The 18731-nt window shown below is 68.6% G+C and carries 16 protein-coding genes; 4 read left to right on the top strand and 12 right to left on the bottom strand.

Annotation, left to right across the window (positions count from 1 at the left end; all coding sequences use genetic code 11):
* Window positions 1-10: 10 nt before the first annotated feature.
* Together BOX37_RS25395 and BOX37_RS25390 are read right to left on the bottom strand one after the other, a co-directional pair.
* Entirely contained in the window at window positions 11-964 is a 954-nt protein-coding gene (locus tag BOX37_RS25395) for a PstS family phosphate ABC transporter substrate-binding protein (RefSeq protein WP_071929825.1), read from the bottom strand.
* A 346-nt stretch (window positions 965-1310) separates the two neighbouring features.
* Complete coding sequence (locus tag BOX37_RS25390; RefSeq protein ID WP_071931874.1) at window positions 1311-1892, bottom strand: helix-turn-helix domain-containing protein; 582 nt, start codon at window positions 1890-1892, stop codon at window positions 1311-1313.
* A gap of 82 nt (window positions 1893-1974) precedes the next feature.
* Between BOX37_RS25390 and BOX37_RS25385 the strand changes: the two genes are divergently transcribed.
* Window positions 1975-3141, top strand: coding sequence for an NAD(P)/FAD-dependent oxidoreductase (locus BOX37_RS25385; protein WP_071929824.1), 1167 nt, complete (start codon window positions 1975-1977; stop codon window positions 3139-3141).
* Between the two features lie 117 nt (window positions 3142-3258).
* Window positions 3259-3873 carry a Uma2 family endonuclease gene (locus BOX37_RS25380; RefSeq protein WP_156910538.1) on the top strand — a complete coding sequence of 205 codons (615 nt, stop codon included), beginning with the start codon at window positions 3259-3261 and terminating at the stop codon, window positions 3871-3873.
* Window positions 3874-3901: 28 nt separating this feature from the next.
* Here the strand turns inward: BOX37_RS25380 and BOX37_RS34725 are convergent, their stop codons facing one another.
* The gene (locus BOX37_RS34725; RefSeq protein ID WP_167659982.1) at window positions 3902-4381 is read right to left on the bottom strand and encodes a TetR family transcriptional regulator C-terminal domain-containing protein; all 480 of its coding nucleotides are present in this window, start codon (window positions 4379-4381) and stop codon (window positions 3902-3904) included.
* Between BOX37_RS34725 and BOX37_RS34720 the strand changes: the two genes are divergently transcribed.
* Window positions 4368-4985, top strand: a complete 618-nt coding sequence (locus BOX37_RS34720) for a hypothetical protein (RefSeq protein WP_167659981.1) — start codon at window positions 4368-4370, stop codon at window positions 4983-4985. The two genes, BOX37_RS34725 and BOX37_RS34720, sit on opposite strands and share 14 nt — an antisense overlap.
* A 148-nt stretch (window positions 4986-5133) precedes the next feature.
* Here BOX37_RS34720 and BOX37_RS25365 read toward each other — a convergent pair whose 3' ends face one another.
* From BOX37_RS25365 to BOX37_RS25350, 4 genes are all read right to left on the bottom strand, one after another.
* On the bottom strand, window positions 5134-5352 hold the full coding sequence (locus BOX37_RS25365; protein WP_156910536.1) for a hypothetical protein: 219 nt from the start codon (window positions 5350-5352) through the stop codon (window positions 5134-5136).
* Window positions 5353-5366: 14 nt separating this feature from the next.
* Complete coding sequence (locus BOX37_RS25360; RefSeq protein ID WP_071929820.1) at window positions 5367-5675, bottom strand: hypothetical protein; 309 nt, start codon at window positions 5673-5675, stop codon at window positions 5367-5369.
* Window positions 5676-5770: 95 nt separating this feature from the next.
* Window positions 5771-7015, bottom strand: coding sequence for an oxygenase MpaB family protein (locus BOX37_RS25355; protein ID WP_071929819.1), 1245 nt, complete (start codon window positions 7013-7015; stop codon window positions 5771-5773).
* A 256-nt stretch (window positions 7016-7271) separates the two neighbouring features.
* Window positions 7272-7733, bottom strand: a complete 462-nt coding sequence (locus BOX37_RS25350) for an RsbRD N-terminal domain-containing protein (RefSeq protein ID WP_156910535.1) — start codon at window positions 7731-7733, stop codon at window positions 7272-7274.
* Between the two features lie 414 nt (window positions 7734-8147).
* On the opposite strand from BOX37_RS25350, the gene BOX37_RS25345 reads away from it, so the two are divergent.
* Entirely contained in the window at window positions 8148-8588 is a 441-nt protein-coding gene (locus tag BOX37_RS25345; RefSeq protein ID WP_071929817.1) for a DUF4189 domain-containing protein, read from the top strand.
* A gap of 73 nt (window positions 8589-8661) precedes the next feature.
* Here the strand turns inward: BOX37_RS25345 and BOX37_RS25340 are convergent, their stop codons facing one another.
* From BOX37_RS25340 to BOX37_RS25320, 5 genes are all read right to left on the bottom strand, one after another.
* Window positions 8662-12438: a multifunctional oxoglutarate decarboxylase/oxoglutarate dehydrogenase thiamine pyrophosphate-binding subunit/dihydrolipoyllysine-residue succinyltransferase subunit gene (locus BOX37_RS25340; RefSeq protein WP_206045715.1), complete on the bottom strand. Its 3777-nt coding sequence runs from the start codon at window positions 12436-12438 to the stop codon at window positions 8662-8664.
* Window positions 12439-12564: 126 nt separating this feature from the next.
* Window positions 12565-16176 carry an ABC transporter ATP-binding protein gene (locus BOX37_RS25335; RefSeq protein ID WP_071929815.1) on the bottom strand — a complete coding sequence of 1204 codons (3612 nt, stop codon included), beginning with the start codon at window positions 16174-16176 and terminating at the stop codon, window positions 12565-12567.
* The gene (locus BOX37_RS25330; RefSeq protein ID WP_071929814.1) at window positions 16176-16958 is read right to left on the bottom strand and encodes an ABC transporter permease; all 783 of its coding nucleotides are present in this window, start codon (window positions 16956-16958) and stop codon (window positions 16176-16178) included. The genes BOX37_RS25335 and BOX37_RS25330 overlap by 1 nt, the downstream gene beginning before the upstream one ends.
* A complete protein-coding gene (locus BOX37_RS25325; protein WP_071929813.1) occupies window positions 16955-17908 on the bottom strand; it encodes an ATP-binding cassette domain-containing protein in 954 nt (317 codons plus the stop codon). The genes BOX37_RS25330 and BOX37_RS25325 overlap by 4 nt, the downstream gene beginning before the upstream one ends.
* Window positions 17905-18624, bottom strand: coding sequence for a hypothetical protein (locus tag BOX37_RS25320; RefSeq protein WP_071929812.1), 720 nt, complete (start codon window positions 18622-18624; stop codon window positions 17905-17907). Before BOX37_RS25320 ends, BOX37_RS25325 begins: the two co-directional genes overlap by 4 nt.
* Window positions 18625-18731 lie beyond the last annotated feature (107 nt).

The raw sequence follows: 18731 nt of genomic DNA, 5'->3' as shown, positions 1-18731 counted from the left end.
CACGCGTCGGTCAGTTGCCGGCGAGCTTCTGGACCTTGGCCGCCGACTCGGCGGCCTGCGCGTCGGTCATCCCGATGAAGCCGGCCGCCTCGGCGATCGCCTCCTGGTTCTCCATGAAGAACTCGAAGAACTGCACGACCTCGGGCTTGGTCAGGGCCTTGTCCGACGGGTACATGAACAGTCCACGGCCCAGCGGGGTGTAGGTGCCGTCCTTGACCGTCTCCATGGTCGGTTCGACGCAGCCGCTGCCGCTGTCGATCTGCAGCGCCTTGACCTTGTCCTTGTTCTCCTCGAAGTAGGAGAAGCCGGCGTAGAACATGCCGCCGGCTGTTCCACTGACACCGACGATGCCGGTGTTGTCGTCCTCGCCGATGTTGTTGTAGTCGGTGCGCTGCTCACCGGACTCGCCGTTGATGGCTTCGGTGAAGAAGTCGAAGGTGCCCGAGTCCGTGCCGGGACCGTACAGGTCCAGCGGTGCGTCGTGGTCGATGCCGTCGATCTCGTTCCAGTTCGTGATGGTCGCGCCCGGCGCCCAGATCTGCTGGAGCTGCGGCACGGTCAGGCAGTCGATCGGATTGTCCGGGTTGACCATGATGGTCAGCGCGTCGTTGGCGACGGTGAGCTGGTCGTAGCCGATCCCCTTGGCCTCGCACGCCGTGATCTCGGATTCCTTGATCGGACGCGAGGCCTCGGAGACGTCGGTCTCACCCTCGCAGAACTTCGTGAAACCACCACCGGTGCCCGACGTTCCGACGGTGACCCGCACGCCCGGGTACGACTCCATGAACAGCTCAGCCGCGGCCTCGCCGAGCGGGGCGACTGTGCTCGACCCATCGATCAAGATGGTGCCCGACAGCGCATCGGCACCGTCAGAGGTAGATTCTTCATCGCTGCCACATGCCGCGAGCGCCAGGCCTGTCGTCAGCAGCGCAGCTGAAACGCGCGCCGTACGGCTAATCCTCATCAAAAGTCCTCCTGGGACGAATCCCAGTTCACCACCGGGAGATCGAACATGAACCGCATCTGCGGCCTTTCCATGAGACGTCCTGGCTCTGAACGCTGGGTGTATCCACTGTGAATCGACAGAACTGACTTGCGAAACGCTGAGAACTGGGCCTGCCATCAGGCGCACTCGAGGCGTAGACCATCGCCGGGGTTGGCACGAGTGTTCGGTCCGGCAGCCGCCGACAGCGGTAGTCGAGTTGTCGGCGGAGTCGCCTGCCCGAGCACGCCGCGTTCGGCTCGCCGTCGACCGTGCTCGCGCATTCAGCGAGCGAGCCGGTGTCGATCGGCCACGTCGGAAGTATCTGTCAGCGGCTTGCTTTGGGGCGGGCGCGCAGATGAGCGCGCTCGCCCTGCTTGCCGAAGAGGCTGAGGAATTCGACGGATTGTTCGTCGGCGGCGCCGAACCAGTGCGGGACGTGGGTGTCGAATTCGGCGGCCTCGCCGGGAGTGAGGATCACGTCGTTGTCGCCGAGGATCAACCGCAGGCGCCCGTTGAGGACGTAGAGCCATTCGTAGCCCTCGTGCACCTGCGGGTCGGGGTGGTTGCGGGCGCCGGGGGCGATGACCATCTTGAACGCCTGGATGCCGCCCGCGCGTTTGGTGAGCGGGAGCATGGTGAGACCGTTGCGGGTGATCGGGCGCAGGTGGATGCGGGGATCGCCGGTGGGTGGGGCGTCGACGAGTTCATCGAGGGTGACACCGTGCGCCTTGGCCAGGGGGAGTAGTAGTTCGAGGGTGGGTTTGCGGTCACCCGACTCCAGACGCGAGAGCGTGCTGACCGAGATGCCTGTTTCCGTCGACAGGTCGGCCAGCGTGGTCTGTCGCTGTCGGCGCAGAGCGCGCAGGCGCGGTCCGACCGAGTCCAGGGTGGCGCCGAGGTCGTCCATGCCTGCCAGTTTGCCATAGCGGCAATTTCTCTTGCCGGTTTGCTGGGTACGGGTGCACCGTGGTCTCTCGAAGGAGGTCGAGATGACTGAGTTGAACGACAGGTACGACGTGGTGGTGCTCGGCGGCGGGGCGGCCGGGTTGAACGCGGCGCTCATGCTGGTCAGGTCCCGGCGAACGGTCGCCGTGATCGATGCGGGGTCACCGCGCAACGCACCCGCCGAAGGGGTGCACGGGCTGCTGGCGCGCGATGGGACGCCGCCGGCGGAACTGGTCGAGCAGGGGCGCGCGGAGGTGCGTGGGTACGGCGGGCACGTGGTGTCCGGGGAGGTGGTCGCGGTCGATCGGCTCGGCGATGGTGGCGCGGCGGTGTCCGGTGGTTCGGTCGGGGCGGAACCCGTTGCTCCGATCGGCCCGGTCGGGGCGGTCCTCGATGATTCGAACGGCGCGAGCGCAGCGGGTGTGGGTGATTCGGCCGGATCGGGCGCGGCGATTGTCAATGGCTCGGCCGCCGGCGATCCGGGCGGGGCCGGTGCGGCGCGTCGCTACGGCTTCCGGGTGCGGCTCGCTGACGGGCGCACTGTGCTGGCCCGGCGCATCCTCGTGACCACCGGCATCACCGATGTGCTCCCCGAGATCCCCGGGCTGCGCGAGCGCTGGGGACACGATGTGCTGCACTGCCCCTACTGCCATGGTTGGGAGGTGCGGGACCGGCGCATCGCGGTGCTGGCGAGCGGACCGATGTCGGTGCACCAGGCGCTGCTGTTCACCCAGCTCAGCGATGACGTGGTGTTCCTGACCCACACGGCGCCCGCGTTGGGGGCCGAGGACACCGAAAAGCTTGTCGCACGTGGGGTTCGGATCATCGAGGGCGAGGTCGTCGAGGTGACCTCCGCCGCCGACCGGCTCGCCGGCATCCGGCTGGCCGACGGCACGGTCGTCGACCGTGACGCGCTGGTGGTGGCGCCCCGCTCGAGCATCCGCGCGACGTTCCTCACCGGCCTCGGCCTCCCGCCCCAACCGCACCCGGCGGGGATCGGCGACCACATCCCCGCCGACCCGGTCGGCCGCACCTCCGTCCCCGGCGTGTGGGTCGCGGGCAATGTCACCGAGCCGGCCGCCCAGGTCGGCGCGGCCGCGGCGGCGGGCGCGATGGCGGGCGCCCAGATCAACGCCGAACTGGTGATGGCGGAAACCGCGCAGTCGGTGGAAGAACTGCGGGCTACCGAAGGTGCGATCGTCGCCGGTTGACCCCGGACGCCCAGCGCGAGGCGGGTTGCCTCGCGCTGGGCGCGGGCCATCGCCGAGGGTGCTCCACATGCCATACTGGCCTGGTCAGACGATCGCCGTGCGACGAGCGAGGAACCGATGACCGCGGAATCGATGCCCTCAGGGGACAGCGCCCCGTTGAGCTGGCCCGTGCCGCCACCGGGGGGATACTTCGCCGAGGACCTGGATCATCTGAGAGATCTGCCGCCGCACACTCAGCTGATCGACGGGAGCTTGGTTTTCGTGAGTCCGCAGATGATGTTTCACCTGCTTCTCATCCGATTCTTCGAGTGGCAGCTACTCGGCCAGATCCCGAAGGAATTCGCCGTCATCCGGGAGATGACAGTGACCCTGGGAACCCGGCAGCGTCCGGAGCCCGACGTGATGGTCGTGCGTGCGGCGGCCTGCACCGGACTGGATCAGACCACATTCCGGCCGAACGATGTCGTCCTCGCGATCGAGGTCGTCTCCCCGGACTCGGTCGAACGCGACCGTCACCGCAAACCCCAGCTCTACGCCGAGGCGGGCATCCCGCACTTCTGGCGGGTCGAGAACGTCGACGGTCGCGCCGTCGTCTACACCTACCAACTCGATCCGGCGACCGGAAAATACTCGACCGCTGGGATTCACCACGGCCGTATGAAGGTCGATCTCCCGTTCATCCTCGACCTCGACCTGGCTCGCGCCACCGACCCGAAGGGCTCGGCGGACTGACACCGGCGGATCGATCGGCCGTGATCGGTCACCCGGGTTCGTCAGGTTCTGCCGCCCGTTCGTCCTCGGTGAGAAACGGCTCGTGGTCCCGCTGTCCGAGGTGGGCCAGCGCCTCCCGCTGTCGATGACGTTGCGCGGCTTCCGCTTCGGCCAGGACGCCGTCGATCGCGGTGGTCAACAGGGTTCGGGCTCGGTCGGCGGGGAGTTGGCCGACGGTGACGTGCAGGGCCAGACCGTCGAGTAAGGCCAGCAGGGTGTCGGCGGCGGTGACGGGGTCGGGGTGGGGGGTGATCATGGTGGCGATGTGGTCGCGGAAGGCGCGGCCGTTGGTGGCCAGGGTGTCGGCGATCTGGGGGCGGACCGAGGCGAAGGCGAGGTAGCCGATCAGGCTACGGGCGTCGGCGGCCGAGTCGGTGTCGGTGGGCAGGAGCGCGATCAGGATCTGGCGCAGACCGGGGTCGGGACCCACGGTGGCGACGCGGGCGGCGAGTTCGATGCGCCCCATCATGCGGCTCGGACGGCGATTCGTCCGGCTCGAAATCGACATCTGGGTGAGCCTCGCGCGGGCGATCACCCGAAGACCCGACACCGACGGTGGCACGCCGATCCGGTACGCGGGCGCGGAATCCGCTGTCCTGTGGGCGTTCCTGGTGGTCAGCGCCATCGAGATCCCGGCGGTGCACCTGCTCATCCCGTGGCCGCCGGTGCGCATCGTCGCGCTGGTCCTCGGCGTCTGGGGAGTGTTCCTGATGCTCGGCATGATCGCCGCGCACCACATGTATCCCCATGTTCTCGGCCGAGACGACCTGCGGGTGCGTCACCTGCGACGCACCCATCTCGACATCGCGCTTCCCGACATTCGGGCCGTACGCCCTGATCTGCGCGCCTACGACGGCGCGAAATCGGTGGAGCTCAGCGGTGTCGACGGCAAGACACTCGCCGTGATCGTCGGCAGTTCGACGAATGTCCGAGTCGAGCTCGTCGAACCGCGGACCTTCCCGACCACGCACGGCGAGTACACGGTGTCGGCCGTCGCGTTCTGGGCCGACGATCCCGCCGCCGCGGTGTCGGCGATCCGGGCGGCGATCGAGGTGGTTCGAAAGGCGGCCTGAACTACTGCACTCGTCGCCGGAAATGGTTGTGCGGTAAAAGGGTTCGAGTCGGTGTCGCGGGGTGCTGTGCAACGCCGATCCACGCCTCGGGGCCGACAGCGTTGGCGGCAACCGTGGGCCGGTTGCCGCCAACGCGAGCGCGCGGTCGCTACATCCGGGCGGTCATCGTCGTGATCGCTACTGGACCTGACCAGCCGCACGGCAACTCGCAGGTGCCCGTCGCCGTCGCGCTGACCGACCCGTCGCTGTGGATCATGATCAGCTCCGCGGCGCGCGCGGGATAGCCGCAGGACGGGCACTTCCCGAAATAGTCGAGGATCTCGCGCAGGTGCGACACCGTGACAGGCTTCGGCGCCCAGTCGATCATCGCGACGGCACCGTTCAGTACCGGCCGGTGCCCGCGCACGGGCTCGCCAGCCCCGAGCCGGTGGCGAGATCGCAAATGCCACCGGTCACCATCTGAATGGGAGTGATGCCGAGCAGCACGATCACCCCGATGATGTCGCCGCGCTGGACGAGTGACCCGACCGAGTTCGCGGCTGCCGATCCGGTGTCCGCGGCTGCCGATCCGGTGCCGGCCTCGGCCACGACCGACGGGGCGGGGCGGGGGTCGGCCGTCGCTCCGGCCGCGGTCGCGACGAGCGCCGCGGTCGCGATCGCGGCGGTGGCCAGACGAAGAGTGATGTTCATGGGCGGGGTCCTTTGCTTGGCAACGTTGATACGCCGAAGAATCGACGAGCGAGTCGGAATGGTTGGTTCGATGGGCGGTCGAGGATGGGTTGCGCTCAGCGTGGCGGCTGGCTCATATCGCGATTCATCGTCGGGAGTTCGATGCTGATCGGCAGCCGCAGCTCGGCCAGGTACGTCAGGGCCGCTTTGCGGAGGAATTCGTCGAGGAGCCAGTAGGGATCCGACATCGGCGGTACCGCGGAGAGCAGACCCTCGCGCACCGCGATGAAGGGGCCCCAGGCAACCTGCAACAACGGGTCCCAGACCGGTTCCCGGGGAATGGCCAGACCGTCGGCGATCTTGTCGCCGAGCAGGAACCGGGTGAACGCGCCGAGTACCGGCTTGCTCAGAATCGCGAAGTCGATGTTCGCGCCGAGTCCCAAGAGGCGATCGGCCAGCTTGGCGCCCTCGGGTGTCGCGGCGAGGATGGGGTCGAGGACCTGCGCGGATTGGGAATTGGCGTCCGGCCAGCTCTTGGGGATGTACTCGTCCCGGACGCCCAGCAGGTGCGCGGCCACTTGCCAGGAGTGCAGGAACGCTTCTGATTCGTGGTGCGGGATCGGCACTTTCCAGTTGGTCAGGTGCTTCATGACGGTGGTGGGCAGGCTGTGCCAGGTGACCATGATGTCGTTCTGGCTGATCGGAATGCTCTCGTCGGCCGATTGCACCCAGTGCGGGGACTGGGGCAGGAGGTGGCGGACCGCCGCGTGGACGAGCCGGGTCTTGACGCAGGTGACGACCATTTCCCCGTCGGCGGCGTAGGCGTTGTTGCTACCGATGTCGTAGCCGAGCTTGGCCGTCTTGGAGATGCGGTCCTTGAGGTCGTGGCCGCCTTTGGAGTAATAGACCGACCGTGCTTCCCGGGGGATGACGGTGCTCATCATGCCGCTGGCGAAACCGTAGAGGACACCGAGGTACAGCCCGCGCTTCTTGTTGAACTCGATCGCGGTGGTCAGTGCGGCCTGGTCGGCCCACTGGGGGAGCCGCCGGGCGTACTCCATGAAATCGCGCAGGTCCGAGGGCAGACCGGCAGGCAGCGCTTGGCCATTGGTCGTCCAGGTTCGCAGCAATTCGTTGACCCGGGGAACTTCGCCCCTGTCGATCAGGCCGGCGACCAACTGGTCGGCCTCCGGGTCCCACACCGTCATCGGGTCGACGCCGGAACCTGATCCGGCCACCGAGCCTTGTGGTGACCATGTCCATGGTTGGGCTCGCACGGTGGGTGCCACCAGCGTAAAAGCGCCGGCGGCGCCTAGGATCCCACCGGCCTTCAGTGCACCGCGCCTGTTCAGTCCGTCCATGATTACTCCTCGTCGAGTACAACCACACTGATCGCGCGACGTGATGTCATCTATGCGCTATCAGCAGAATCATGAGTAACTTAACAGGGCGGTGGCATGGTCGTGGTCCGTTTTGCGTAGTTGAACAAGCGGGCTATACAAGGTGATCGCGTCCAGCTGGTTGTCGCCGACTGGCCGGAATGGGTCATAACTTATATGCTCCGGGACTTCGTCGTTTCGGAGGTCGGGCGCGTTGACGACGTCGAGGTGCCGAGGGTCACCTCCGTCGGATCGAGTCCTGTGAGCTGGTCGATGCGTCGCAGGGCGCGGCGGAGTAGGACTGGGTCACTGTCGCGCACAGGAGATCCGCGATGGTCATGGCGACCCGGAAACCGTCGATCAGGGTTTCGCGATCCCTGGAAGGGGTGTGGGCGAACGTCAGGCCCACGACGAGGCGCACACCCTCGTGCACTTCGCGCAGGACGGCATCGAGGGGTGTGCCGGCTCGGGCCCACTGTGCTGCCGCTACCGAGAGGTCGCGCAGAACGCTCGTCACATTCCGTCCGTCGAGCATTCCGTCGGCGATCGCGATGCAGGTCGTGACGGCCGCGCCCACGGTCTCGGCGTGCGGTGGAGGGAGGGCTTCGGTGCTGTCGATGAGGGTGGCGACGAGCTGTCCGGGCATGGCCTCGTCGCGAAGTGTGTGCCGCAGTGCTGCGCTTCCGGAGGAGAGTGCCATCCTTGCTCTCCTCTGGATGCGCTGAACAACTCATCACTTATTGTGCCAATTCTTGCGAGGCCGTGCTGCATATTCACTAGTTGAAGGGTATTTTTGCGCTCATTCTTTTGCCTTGCCATGCCGGAACTGACGGTAACTTATGCGGCGTTGAGGTGGGGTGCGTCGCCGCACGCGAATCCGCCTCGCGCGCAGCCGGATCCGATCTCACCCTCCGGTCGATGCGGCGGAAGCCGCACTGCGGGAGTGCCTGGTGAGCACGACCTTCGGGGTGGCCGCTGGGATCCAGCCGAAGCTGAGTACGACCGATCTCCGAATCAGCTGGGAACAGTCGAATTGATTGGCCCTCGGTGGCGGATTCGTGGTTTGCTTGCCGGTTCCGATCTTCGGAACTGCTTGCAAGAGGAGATCTTTCGAATGAGTTTCATGAGTAGGGCCGGGCTCGCCGTGGCAGCGTTGGGCCTTGCGGCCGGGTCGGTGGTCGGTGCCGGTTCGGCCAACGCGGCGGGCGACCTGTTCGGCGCGATCGGGTTCAGTTCGCAACTGTGGGAGAGCTGGTCCACCGTGGACTGGGACACCGCCGAGGGCGCCCGCGCATCCGTCCTCGACGGCTGTACCGCCGCGGGCGCGGACGACTGCGGGGTCATGACGACCTGGGCCAACGGCTGCGGCGCCCTGGTGTACAACAACGAGGGCTGGGTCGCCGCCGCCTCGGGGCCCGACCAGGGCGAAGCCATCCGCAAGGCCATCGATCGGCTCGCCGAAGGAGTCCCGATCGCCCGCCTGGCCAACTTCGGATCCTCCGACCTCAGCGGCACCAAGGTCATCACCGTGGTCTGCACCGCGAACGTGCGCTGACGACAACCGAAAACGGCGAACGCCGGGTGGATCACCGAGATCCACCCGGCGTTCGCCGTTGTGCGGGAACCGACTATGTGGTCGGTTCGAAGGCCTCGGCGATGATCTCGGCCTGTTCGACGGCGTGCACCTTCGAGGAGCCCGAGGACGGGGCCGACATGGCGCGCCGCGAGATGCGGCGGAGCTTGCCCAGGCGATCGGGGAGGACCTCGGGGAGGTTGAGGCCGAAGAACGGCCAGGCGCCCTGGTTGGCCGGTTCCTCCTGGACCCAGGCGATGTCGGTCGCGTTGGGGTACTTGGCCAGTGCCTCGTTGAGGCGGTAGGTCGGGATCGGGTAGAGCTGTTCGATCCGGACGATGGCCACGTCCTCGCGCTTGTGCTTGGCCTTCTCCGCGGCGAGCTCGTAGTAGAGCTTGCCCGAGGTCAGCAGGATGCGCTTGACCTTGGCGGTGTCGCCGACACCCTGTTCGTAGGTGGGCTCGTCGAACACCGAGCGGAACTTCGACTCGGTGAAGTCCTTGATGTCGGACACCACGGCCTTGTTGCGCAGCATCGACTTCGGAGTGAAGACGATCAACGGACGGCGGATGCCGTCGAGGGCGTGGCGGCGCAGCAGATGGAAGTAGTTCGCCGGCGTCGACGGCACCGCCACGGTCATCGAGCCCTCGGCGCACAGCTGCAGGAAGCGCTCGATGCGACCGGAGGTGTGGTCGGGACCCTGACCCTCGTGGCCGTGCGGCAGCAGCAGCACCACGTCGGAGAGCTGGCCCCACTTGGCCTCACCGGAGGAGATGAACTCGTCGATGATCGACTGCGCGCCGTTGACGAAGTCACCGAATTGGGCTTCCCACAGCACCAGGGCGTTCGGATTGCCCAGCGAGTAGCCGTACTCGAAGCCGACCGCCGCGTACTCGCTCAGCGCCGAATCGTGCACCGCGAACCAGCCCGGCTTCTCCGAGCCGATGTTGTGCAGCGGGGTGTACTCCTGGGCGTTGATCCGGTCGATGATGACCGAGTGGCGCTGGGTGAAGGTGCCGCGGCGCGAGTCCTGACCGGTCAGGCGCACGTCGTGGCCCTGGTCGATCAGCGTGCCGAAGGCCAGCAGCTCGGCGAAGGCCCAGTCGACCTTGCCCTCGTAGGCCATCTCGCGTCGCTTCTCCAGCACCGGCTTGACGCGCGGGTGCACGTTGAAGCCATCTGGCGGGGTGTTGAACGCGTCGCCGATGCGTTGCAGCACCGACTTGTCGACCGCGGTCTGCACGGTCGCGGGCACCTTCTGGTCGTCCTCGACGGACTCCGAGGGCTCCGGAACGTATTTCTCCAGCTCACGGACCTCGTTGAACACGCGCTCGAGCTGACCCTGGTAGTCGCGCAGCGCGTCCTCGGCCTCCTTCATGGAGATGTCGCCACGGCCGATCAGCGATTCGGTGTAGGCCTTGCGGACCGAACGCTTGGTGTCGATGACGTCGTACATCTCCGGCTGGGTCATCGAGGGGTCGTCGCCCTCGTTGTGCCCGCGGCGGCGGTAGCAGACGAGGTCGATGACGACGTCCTTGCGGAACTTCTGCCGGAAGTCGACCGCCAGGCGCGCGACCCAGTCGCAGGCCTCCGGATCGTCACCGTTGACGTGGAAGATCGGCGCGCCGATGAACTTCGCGATGTCGGTGGAGTACTCGGTGGAGCGGCTGTTCTCCGGCGCGGTGGTGAAGCCGATCTGGTTGTTCACCACGATGTGGATGGTGCCGCCCACGCGGTAACCACGCAGACCCGACAGGTTCAGCGTCTCGGCGACCACGCCCTGGCCGGCGAACGCGGCGTCACCGTGCAGCATCAGCGGCATGACCGAGAAGCCCTCGGGGCCGTCGCCCTTGTCGAGCAGGTCCTGCTTGGCGCGGACCAGGCCCTCGAGGACCGGGTCGACCGCTTCCAGGTGCGAGGGGTTGGCGGTGAGCGAGACCTCGATCTCGTTCTCGCCGAACATCTGCAGGTACTGGCCGTGCGCGCCGAGGTGGTACTTCACGTCACCGGAGCCGTGGGTGGCCGCCGGGTTCATGTTGCCCTCGAACTCGGTGAAGATCTTCGAGTACGGCTTGCCGACGATATTGGCCAGCACGTTGAGCCGACCGCGGTGCGGCATGCCGATGACGACCTCGTCGAGCGCGTGCTCGGCGCACTGGTCGATGGTGGCGTCCATCATCGGGATCACGGCCTCGGCGCCCTCGAGCGAGAAGCGCTTCTGGCCGACGTACTTGGTCTGCAGGAAGGTCTCGAACGCCTCGGCGGCGTTGAGCCGGTTCAGGATGTACTTCTGCTGCGCGACAGTCGGCTTGACGTGCTTCTGCTCGACCCGGTCCTGGATCCACTGCAACTGGTCGGTCTCGAGGATGTGGGTGTACTCCACACCGACGTGGCGGCAGTACGCGTCGCGCAGGATCGACAGCACATCGCGCAGCTTCATCCGCTCCTGGCCGTGGAAGCCCGCCACGTTGAAGGTGCGGTCGAGGTCCCACAGGGTGAGCCCGTGCTGGGTGACATCGAGGTCGGGGTGGCTGCGGAACTTGTCCTTGACCAGGCGCAGCGGATCGGTGTCGGCCATCAGGTGACCGCGGTTGCGGTAGGCCGCGATCAGCTCGAGCACGCGGGCGCTCTTGTCGACACCGCGCTCGCTCATGTCCTTGCGCCAGCGGACCGGCTCGTACGGCACGCCCAGACCGTGGAAGATCTCGTCGTAGAACTCGTCGGAGATCAGCAGGTTGTGGATCGTGCGCAGGAAGTCGCCGGACTCGGCGCCCTGGATGATCCGGTGGTCGTAGGTGGAGGTGAGCGTCATCAGCTTGCCGACGCCGATGTCGGCGAGGCGCTCGTCGCTCATGCCCTGGAACTCGGCCGGGTACTCCATGGCGCCCGCGCCGATGATCGCGCCCTGGCCCGGCATCAGCCGCGGCACCGAGTGCACGGTGCCGATGGTGCCGGGGTTGGTCAGCGAGATGGTGACACCGGCGAAGTCGTCGGCGCCGAGCTTGCCCTCACGGGCGCGGCGGACGACGTCCTCGTAGGCGGCGTGGAACTGGCCGAAGCTCATGTCCTCGGTGCCCTTGATGGCGGCGACCACCAGCGAGCGGTTGCCGTCCTTGCCCGCGAGGTCGATCGCCAGGCCGAGATTGGTATGAGCTGGTGTGACGGCATTCGGCTTGCCGTCGATCTCGGCGAAGTGGCGGTTCAGGTTCGGGAAGGCCTTGACCGCCTGCACGATCGCGTAACCGAGCAGGTGGGTGAAGGAGATCTTGCCGCCGCGGGTGCGCGCCAGGTGGTTGTTGATCACCAGGCGGTTGTCGATCATCAGCTTGGCCGGGATCGCGCGCACCGAGGTGGCGGTGGGGATGGTCAGCGAGGCCGACATGTTCTTGGCGATGGCCGCGGCGGGACCGCGCAGCACCTTGGACTCGTCGGCGGCGGCGACAGCCTTGGGGGCGGAGGTGGCCGGTGCGTTCGACACCGGTGCAGGTGTGGTCTGCGGCGCGCGTACGGTCGCGGCGGGCTTGGCAGCCGGTGCCGGAGCGGGTGCGGGCTTGGGGGCCGGTGCGGGAGCGGGAGCCGGAGCGGGCTTCGGTGCGGCCGCCACGGCGGGCTTGGGTGCTGCGGGGGGTGCGGGCGGGGCCGCGGCGGGGACCGGATTCTGGTTGTTACCGGATTCGGTGCTCGCGTCGGGGGTGTAATCCGCGAGGAACTCGTGCCAACTCGCGTCGACCGAGGAAGGGTCCTGTTTGAACTTCTGATACATCTCGTCGACTAGCCACTGGTTCTGTCCGAACTGGGAAGTTGAGCTGCTCACAGCTGGTGTTCGCCTCATTTCGTTCTTCGCGCTGCGACGTTTGTGACGTGCCCGGCAGGGGTATCAGCCGATAGCTGCCGATGCGCCCTCACCGAGCATATGCCCAGCGGCATACCCGCGTTGCTACTGACCCGATCTCCTCAACTACGACCCGTCGCCTGCCGAGACTATTCCCTGTGCCTCGATGCCCGCCGCCCAGAGTCGCGCGTAACGTCCGTCGGCCGCGAGCAGTTCCCCCGGCGGACCGAATTCCACGATCCGCCCGTGCTCGACCACGCCGACCAGATCCGCGCGGGCGGCGGTGGCCAGTCGGTGCGCGACCACGACGGTGGTCCGGCCCCGCGCCAGCGATCGGTTCGCTACCAGCACCGACGCCTCGGTGTCCGGATCGAGGGTGGAGGTGGCCTCGTCGAGCAGGAGCAGGTCGGGGTCGACCAGTTCGGCACGGGCCAGCGCGACCAGCTGACGCTGGCCGGCCGAGAGCCCGCGCCCTCGCTCACCGACCGGTTGGTTCATTTTTCGGGGCAATCCGGCGATCATCTCCGCCGCGCCGACGTTTTCGGCCGCGGTGCTGATTTCCACCGGAGTGGCGTGTGGTTGCCCGAATGCGATGTTGCTCGCCACGTCGCCGGTGAACAAGTGAGCTTCCTGGGGCACAATTCCCAGCCGCGTCCGGTACTCGGTGAGCACAAATTTACGTAGATCGACCCCGTCGACCCGGATCGAACCCGCCGCGGGGTCCTCGGGGAGGTCGTAGAGGCGGGCGAGCAGCTTGACGATCGTCGACTTGCCCGCGCCGGTCGGACCGACCAGCGCCAGCGTGGCCCCCGCCGGGACGGTGAACGACACCCCGTCGAGCGCCGGGGTGTTCGCGCCGGGATAGCGGAAGGCGACGTCGTCGAAGACGATCTGACCGCCCAGCCGGTCGACGTGCGCGGCATCGGGCGGATCGGCGGCGATCGAGGACTCGGTGCGCAGCAGTTCGCCGATCCGCCGCAATCCCACCTTGGCCTGCTGATAACCGTCGAAGACCTGCGACAGCTCCTGGATCGGGCTGAACAGCAGACCGAGATAGAGGACGAAGGCGACGAGCGTTCCGGTGGTCGTCGTGCCCTCGGCCACCGCGTTCGCGCCGAGATAGACCACCACCGCCAGCGACAGGTCGGCCCAGGCCAGCCCGAAGGAGAAGTAGGCCGCGATCGCGCGCTGGGCGCGGATGCGGGCATCGCGATACCGGTGCGAGTACTCGGCGAAACGACGGGCCGCGATCGGCTCGTTGCGCGCGGCCTGCACGGCCCGCAGACCCGCGATGTTCTCCTGGAAATCGGCGTTGACCGCGGAGACCCGCTCGCGGGAGAGGGTGTAGGCCACCGAGGACACCCGGCGGAAGGCGAGGGTGGCCAGCAGCATCGGCGGCACCGTCGCCAGCACGACCAGCGCCAGCGAGGCGTCGATGTAGACCAGGCCGATGGCCACACCGACCAGGGTGATCACCGCGACCAGCCCCGTCGCGACGCCGGTCTGCAGGAAGGTCGAGAGCGCGTCGACGTCGGTGGTCATCCTGGTCATGATCCGGCCGGACAGTTCCCGTTCGTAGTAGTCGAGGCCGAGGCGTTGCAACTGGGTGTAGCTGCGCACCCGCAGGCCGAACAGCACCCGCTCGCCGGTGCGCGCGGTGAGCACGGTGACCGCGGCGCCGACCACCAATCCGGCGAGCACCAGACCGATCCCGATCACCGCGGCCCGCACGAGGGCATTGCTGTCGCCGCCGGTGACACCGGTGTCGATGGCGTAGCGCACCAGGGGTGGGAAGGCGATGCCGAGCACGGCGTCGATGACCAGCAGCGCGACGACCACGCACACCAGGCCGCGCACCGGGCGCAGCAGGGCGCGCAGGCCGAAGTCGGGTTGGGGTGCGCGCGGGTCACCGGGCAGGCCGGGCGGCTCGGTGGCGGCGGGCAGGGCGTCGACGGCGGCCCGCAGTTCGGGCGTCTCGCTGAGGTCGTTCGCCGCCGACATCGCGCGGGATCGGCCCCCGGCCTCGGGCTCGACGGTCGTGGGTGCGGCCGTCACCGTCGGCACCACCGAACCGGTGGGCGCAGGCAGCCGGATGACGCGGTCGGCCTGGGCCAGGGTCGATTCGCGGTGGGCCAGGATCAGCGTGGTGCGCCCGCCCGGATCGGGCAGCCTGGCGAAGATCTCCGCCTCGGTGACGGCGTCGACGGCCGAGGTGGCGTCGTCGAGCACCAGGACGCGGGGCCGGGTGAGCAGCACCCTGGCCAGGGCGATGCGCTGACGCTGGCCGCCGGAGAGGGTGAGCCCGCGTTCGCCGATCACCGTGTCGTAGCCCTCGGGCAGCGTGGTGATGAACTCGTCCGCCGCCGCGGCGGTCGCGGCGGCTCGGATCTCGGCGTCGGTGGCTTCGGGGCGGCCGAGCGCGATATTGGCGGCGATGGTGTCGGAGAACAGGAAGGGATCGTCGAAGACCACCCCGAGCGCGCCGCGCAGCTCCTCGGCCCGGAGATCGGCCAGGTCGACGCGGGTGCCGTCGGCGCCGACCAGGCTGATTCGTCCCGCGTCGGGGGCGTAGAAGCGCGGCAGCAACAGCGACAGCGTCGACTTGCCCGACCCGGCCGGGCCGATCACGGCGACGGTCTCGCCGGGCCGCACGGTGAGGTCGAGGTCCTGCAGGACCGGTTGATCAGGCGCGAAACCGAAGCTCACGGCGTCGAACTCGATGCCGAGCGGTCCGGGCGGCAGTTCGACGGGCCGGTCGGGATCGACCAGCACGGGCGCGGCATCGATGACACCGAAGACGCGATCGACCGCGGCCTTGGTGAGCTGGGCCATGATCACCACCGAGGTGATGGTGCGCGCCGAGGCGGTCATCGTGGCCAGGTAGGCGGTGAACGCGAGGAAGGTGCCGATGCCGATCGTGCCGCGCGAAGCCAGAACGCCGCCGACGACGATCACCGCGACCAGTCCGGCCTGCGGCAGCGCGGCGACGACCGGCGCGAATCGGGCGTTGATCTTCGCCGCGCGCATCCGTTCGGCGAACAGGGTGCGGCCGTGGTCTTCCAGCAGGTCGACCATCCTGGCTTCCTGCCCGAAGCCCTTCACCACCCGGACGCCGGTGACGGTCTGCTCGACGTGTTCGGCCAGGTCGGCGGCGCGCTGCTGCGCCGACCAGGTGGCCGCGTAGAGGCGCGGACGCAACCGCCAGACCACCGCCGCCATCAGGGGCGCGACCAGCAGCGCGGCCAGGGCCAGCGGCGGGCTCAGCCACACCATGACCGCCGCCGAGAGCACGAACTGCAGGACCGCGAGACCCGACCACGGCACCATCGCCAGCAGGCCCTGTACCAGCTGCAGATCGGTGATCGAGCGCGACACCACCTGCCCGGTGCGGATCGCGTCCTGCCCGGCGCCGTCGAGGCGTTGCAGCGCGGCCAGCAGCGAGATCCGCAGGTCGTGCTGCACTTCCAGCGACAGCTTGCCCGCCCAGAGCCGACGCGCGAAGGTGGCGACGAACCGGGCCAGCGCGAGCACGGCGAGCAGCGCGGCCGCACCGCCGATCACCGAGGTGTCGCCCGCTTCGGCGGCGTCGACGGCACGTTTGGTGGCCAGCGGTGCGGCGATCGCGACGGCCGCGCCGGCCACGATCGAGATCGCGATGCCGGTCAGCAGCCGCGGATGGCGCAGGCACAGTCGCCAGAGTCTGCGAATCCAGCCCGGTCGGGCGGCGCCGACCGGCACTACAGGTCTCGGTTGCGCAGGTCCCACCACCCGGCGACGCCGACGGCACCGGCCCACAGCATCAGCACCACCAGGGCGGCCGGTGTCGGCGCGAACACCTCGGCCTCCTGGAACGAGCCCGCGCTCACCCCGGCCACGGTGGCCGACACGGGCAGCACGGTGACCAACCCGCCCGCGCCGAAGCCCTTGGCGACCAGCCAGATCAGCGGTTCGAGCGCGAAGGCCCAGCCCAAGACGAGCCAGACCGCGCCGCTGAAGGTGCGTAGCAGCAGCCCGATGCCGGCGCCGAGCACCGCCCAGCACGCGGCCACCAGCAGCCCGGCGGCGAGCACCTCGCTCAGCCGCAGACCGAATTCGACCTTGCCGCGTCCCGCGGCCAACAGCACCAGCACGCTCACCAGTTCGGCGGCCAGCGCGACGGCCAGCGCGATGGCCGCGGTCGCGGCGTATTTCGCGGTGACCAACCGGTCGCGGTCGGGCGCGAACAGCACGGTCAGCGCCATGGTCTTGCGGCGGTACTCGCCGCCGGTCGCGCCGATGCCGAGCAGTGCGGCCACCACGAACACCGCGCCCATCCCGAGATAGAGCCCGATGGTGGCGGCGCCGGTGGCGGGCTGTCCCAACGGATCGAACGGACCTGCCATGAGCGCGGTGATCAGTGTCGCGACCAGAGCCAGTGCCACGGGCGCGGCGAACAGCAGCCGGTTCGAGCGCACGGCGACGACCTTGCGCGCCTCGGCATCGATACCGGGCACGAGATCGGCGGGCAGCACAGAGGTCATCGAGGCATCCCATACGAAGTCGGCGCGGGGGCGTACGCGGCGGGCGCGGGCGGGGAGTGCCGGTGCCTGCGTGGTTTGGTCAGCGAGGCCAGCACCCGGTCAGGGTGGATGGGGTCGGCGGCGATGTCGGCGATGCGCACCTTGGCGGCCTCGGCGATCGACCGGATGGTCGGCTCGTCGACCTCGGCCACGGCCAAGCGCCCGTCGGGGCGCATCACCGCGTCGGTGAAGCCCTGCGCGGCGAGTGCGGTCGCCAGCGCGATCGACGGGGCGGCGGCGACCACGAGCCGGTCGGGATGGCCGCGCCGTAGCTTGGCCGGGGTGCCCTGCCAGACGATGCTGCCCTCGCTCAGCACGACGAGCTGATCGGCCGCCGACACCACATCGGCGAGGGTGTCGGCACTGACCAGCACGGTGCCGCCCCGGTCGACGTGGCGGCGCAGCAGGGCCTGCAGCCAGCCGCGTTCGACGCCGTCGGCACCGGCGAACAGGTCGTCGAGCACCAGCAGCGGGGGATCGGCCAGCAGCGCCGTCGCCAGCGCGAGCCTGGTCTGCTGACTCGGATGCAGTTGGGCGACAACGATATCGGCGAGCGGGCTCATCCCGGTCTCGTCCAGTACCACGTTCACCCGGCGCCGCGAGACCCCGGCGACCGGCGCGTGACACCACAGGTGATCGCGCACGGTCCGCGCCGGGTGCAGGCCGCGCGGGTTCAGCACAGCGCCGATCGCGGCGGGATCCCGTCCGGTGACCTCGACGCTGCCGGTGTCGGCCCGCCGCAGTCCGAGCACGATCCGCAGCACCGTCGACTTGCCCGCTCCGGTCGGGCCGACGAGCGCGGTGACCGCACCGGTCGGCACCGCGAAGTCGACTCCTTCGACCGCGCTGACCAGTTCGAACCGTTTGCCGAGACCACGCACTCGCACGGCGTCAGCGCGGTCGCCGCTCACTGCTTGGTCACCGGCGCGGCGTCGAGGGCGGGGAGCGGGTCGGCGTCGATCACGTTGTGCAGTGGCGTCGCCCACAGGGCCGGGGCGGGTCCGAAGGCCTTGCGCGCGTTCTCGATCGTCACCTTGCCCAGTGCCCGGTTGCCCGCACCGCCGATCGCGGCGCCGATACCCGCGGGCAGGATCTTGCCCGCCATCAGGGCGGCCCGCTTGGTGATGAAGCGTTTGATGAACTGTTGCAGCAGTGAGCTGTTGATCGCGCCGAGACCGGGGACCTTGCCCGCCAGCGCGCCCGCCCAGTTCTTCGACGAGGTGCGCAGGCCCTTCTGCACGATCGCCATGCCGGTGTCGCCGAGCACGACCGCGAGCACCATCGCGCGCCGGGCTTCCTTGTCTTCGGGCTCGATGCCGTGGACGTAGGCCCGGGCGAGAGTGAACAGGGCGGAGGCTTCCATGAAGAAGGCGGTCTCCGCGCCGACGGCGCCGAGCGCGGCGACGGTGCCGATGCCGGGGACCGCCGCGGTCGCGCCGACCGCCGCGCCGCTGCCGGTGACCGCGAGCAGGTATTGCTTCTCCAACCGCGCGACGATCTGCGCCGGATTCTCGCCGGGATGACGCTCGCGTAGATACGCGACGTAGCGGCGCACGGCCGGCGCCTGCAGCTTGGAACCGGTGTCGAGAACATCGACCACGGCCTTCTCGATCGCACTCTTGAACACGGCGTCGTCCTCCTCTTCGCCCGACGAGTCGAACTGTAGGGCACCGCGGTGCCCGACGACTCATCATGCCAACGAGCACCGACACCCCTGCGGTTCCGCGATGTGGG

The sequence above is a fragment of the Nocardia mangyaensis genome (assembly GCF_001886715.1).
GTDB lineage: Bacteria > Actinomycetota > Actinomycetes > Mycobacteriales > Mycobacteriaceae > Nocardia > Nocardia mangyaensis.
This window is presented reverse-complemented; position numbering and strand designations above follow the sequence as displayed.

Bases quoted from the DNA above. Each gene is read 5' to 3' on its own strand.
- BOX37_RS25330 (WP_071929814.1), bottom strand. From the start codon at position 16,958: ATGACCTCTGTGCTGCCCGCCGATCTCGTGCCCGGTATCGATGCCGAG.
- BOX37_RS25360 (WP_071929820.1), bottom strand. From the start codon at position 5,675: ATGAACATCACTCTTCGTCTGGCCACCGCCGCGATCGCGACCGCGGCG.
- BOX37_RS25385 (WP_071929824.1), top strand. From the start codon at position 1,975: ATGACTGAGTTGAACGACAGGTACGACGTGGTGGTGCTCGGCGGCGGG.
- BOX37_RS25355 (WP_071929819.1), bottom strand. From the start codon at position 7,015: ATGGACGGACTGAACAGGCGCGGTGCACTGAAGGCCGGTGGGATCCTA.
- BOX37_RS25345 (WP_071929817.1), top strand. From the start codon at position 8,148: ATGAGTTTCATGAGTAGGGCCGGGCTCGCCGTGGCAGCGTTGGGCCTT.
- BOX37_RS25365 (WP_156910536.1), bottom strand. From the start codon at position 5,352: ATGATCGACTGGGCGCCGAAGCCTGTCACGGTGTCGCACCTGCGCGAG.
- BOX37_RS25390 (WP_071931874.1), bottom strand. From the start codon at position 1,892: ATGGACGACCTCGGCGCCACCCTGGACTCGGTCGGACCGCGCCTGCGC.
- BOX37_RS25350 (WP_156910535.1), bottom strand. From the start codon at position 7,733: ATGGCACTCTCCTCCGGAAGCGCAGCACTGCGGCACACACTTCGCGAC.
- BOX37_RS34725 (WP_167659982.1), bottom strand. From the start codon at position 4,381: ATGATGGGGCGCATCGAACTCGCCGCCCGCGTCGCCACCGTGGGTCCC.
- BOX37_RS34720 (WP_167659981.1), top strand. From the start codon at position 4,368: ATGCGCCCCATCATGCGGCTCGGACGGCGATTCGTCCGGCTCGAAATC.
- BOX37_RS25380 (WP_156910538.1), top strand. From the start codon at position 3,259: ATGACCGCGGAATCGATGCCCTCAGGGGACAGCGCCCCGTTGAGCTGG.
- BOX37_RS25395 (WP_071929825.1), bottom strand. From the start codon at position 964: ATGAGGATTAGCCGTACGGCGCGCGTTTCAGCTGCGCTGCTGACGACA.
- BOX37_RS25340 (WP_206045715.1), bottom strand. From the start codon at position 12,438: ATGAGGCGAACACCAGCTGTGAGCAGCTCAACTTCCCAGTTCGGACAG.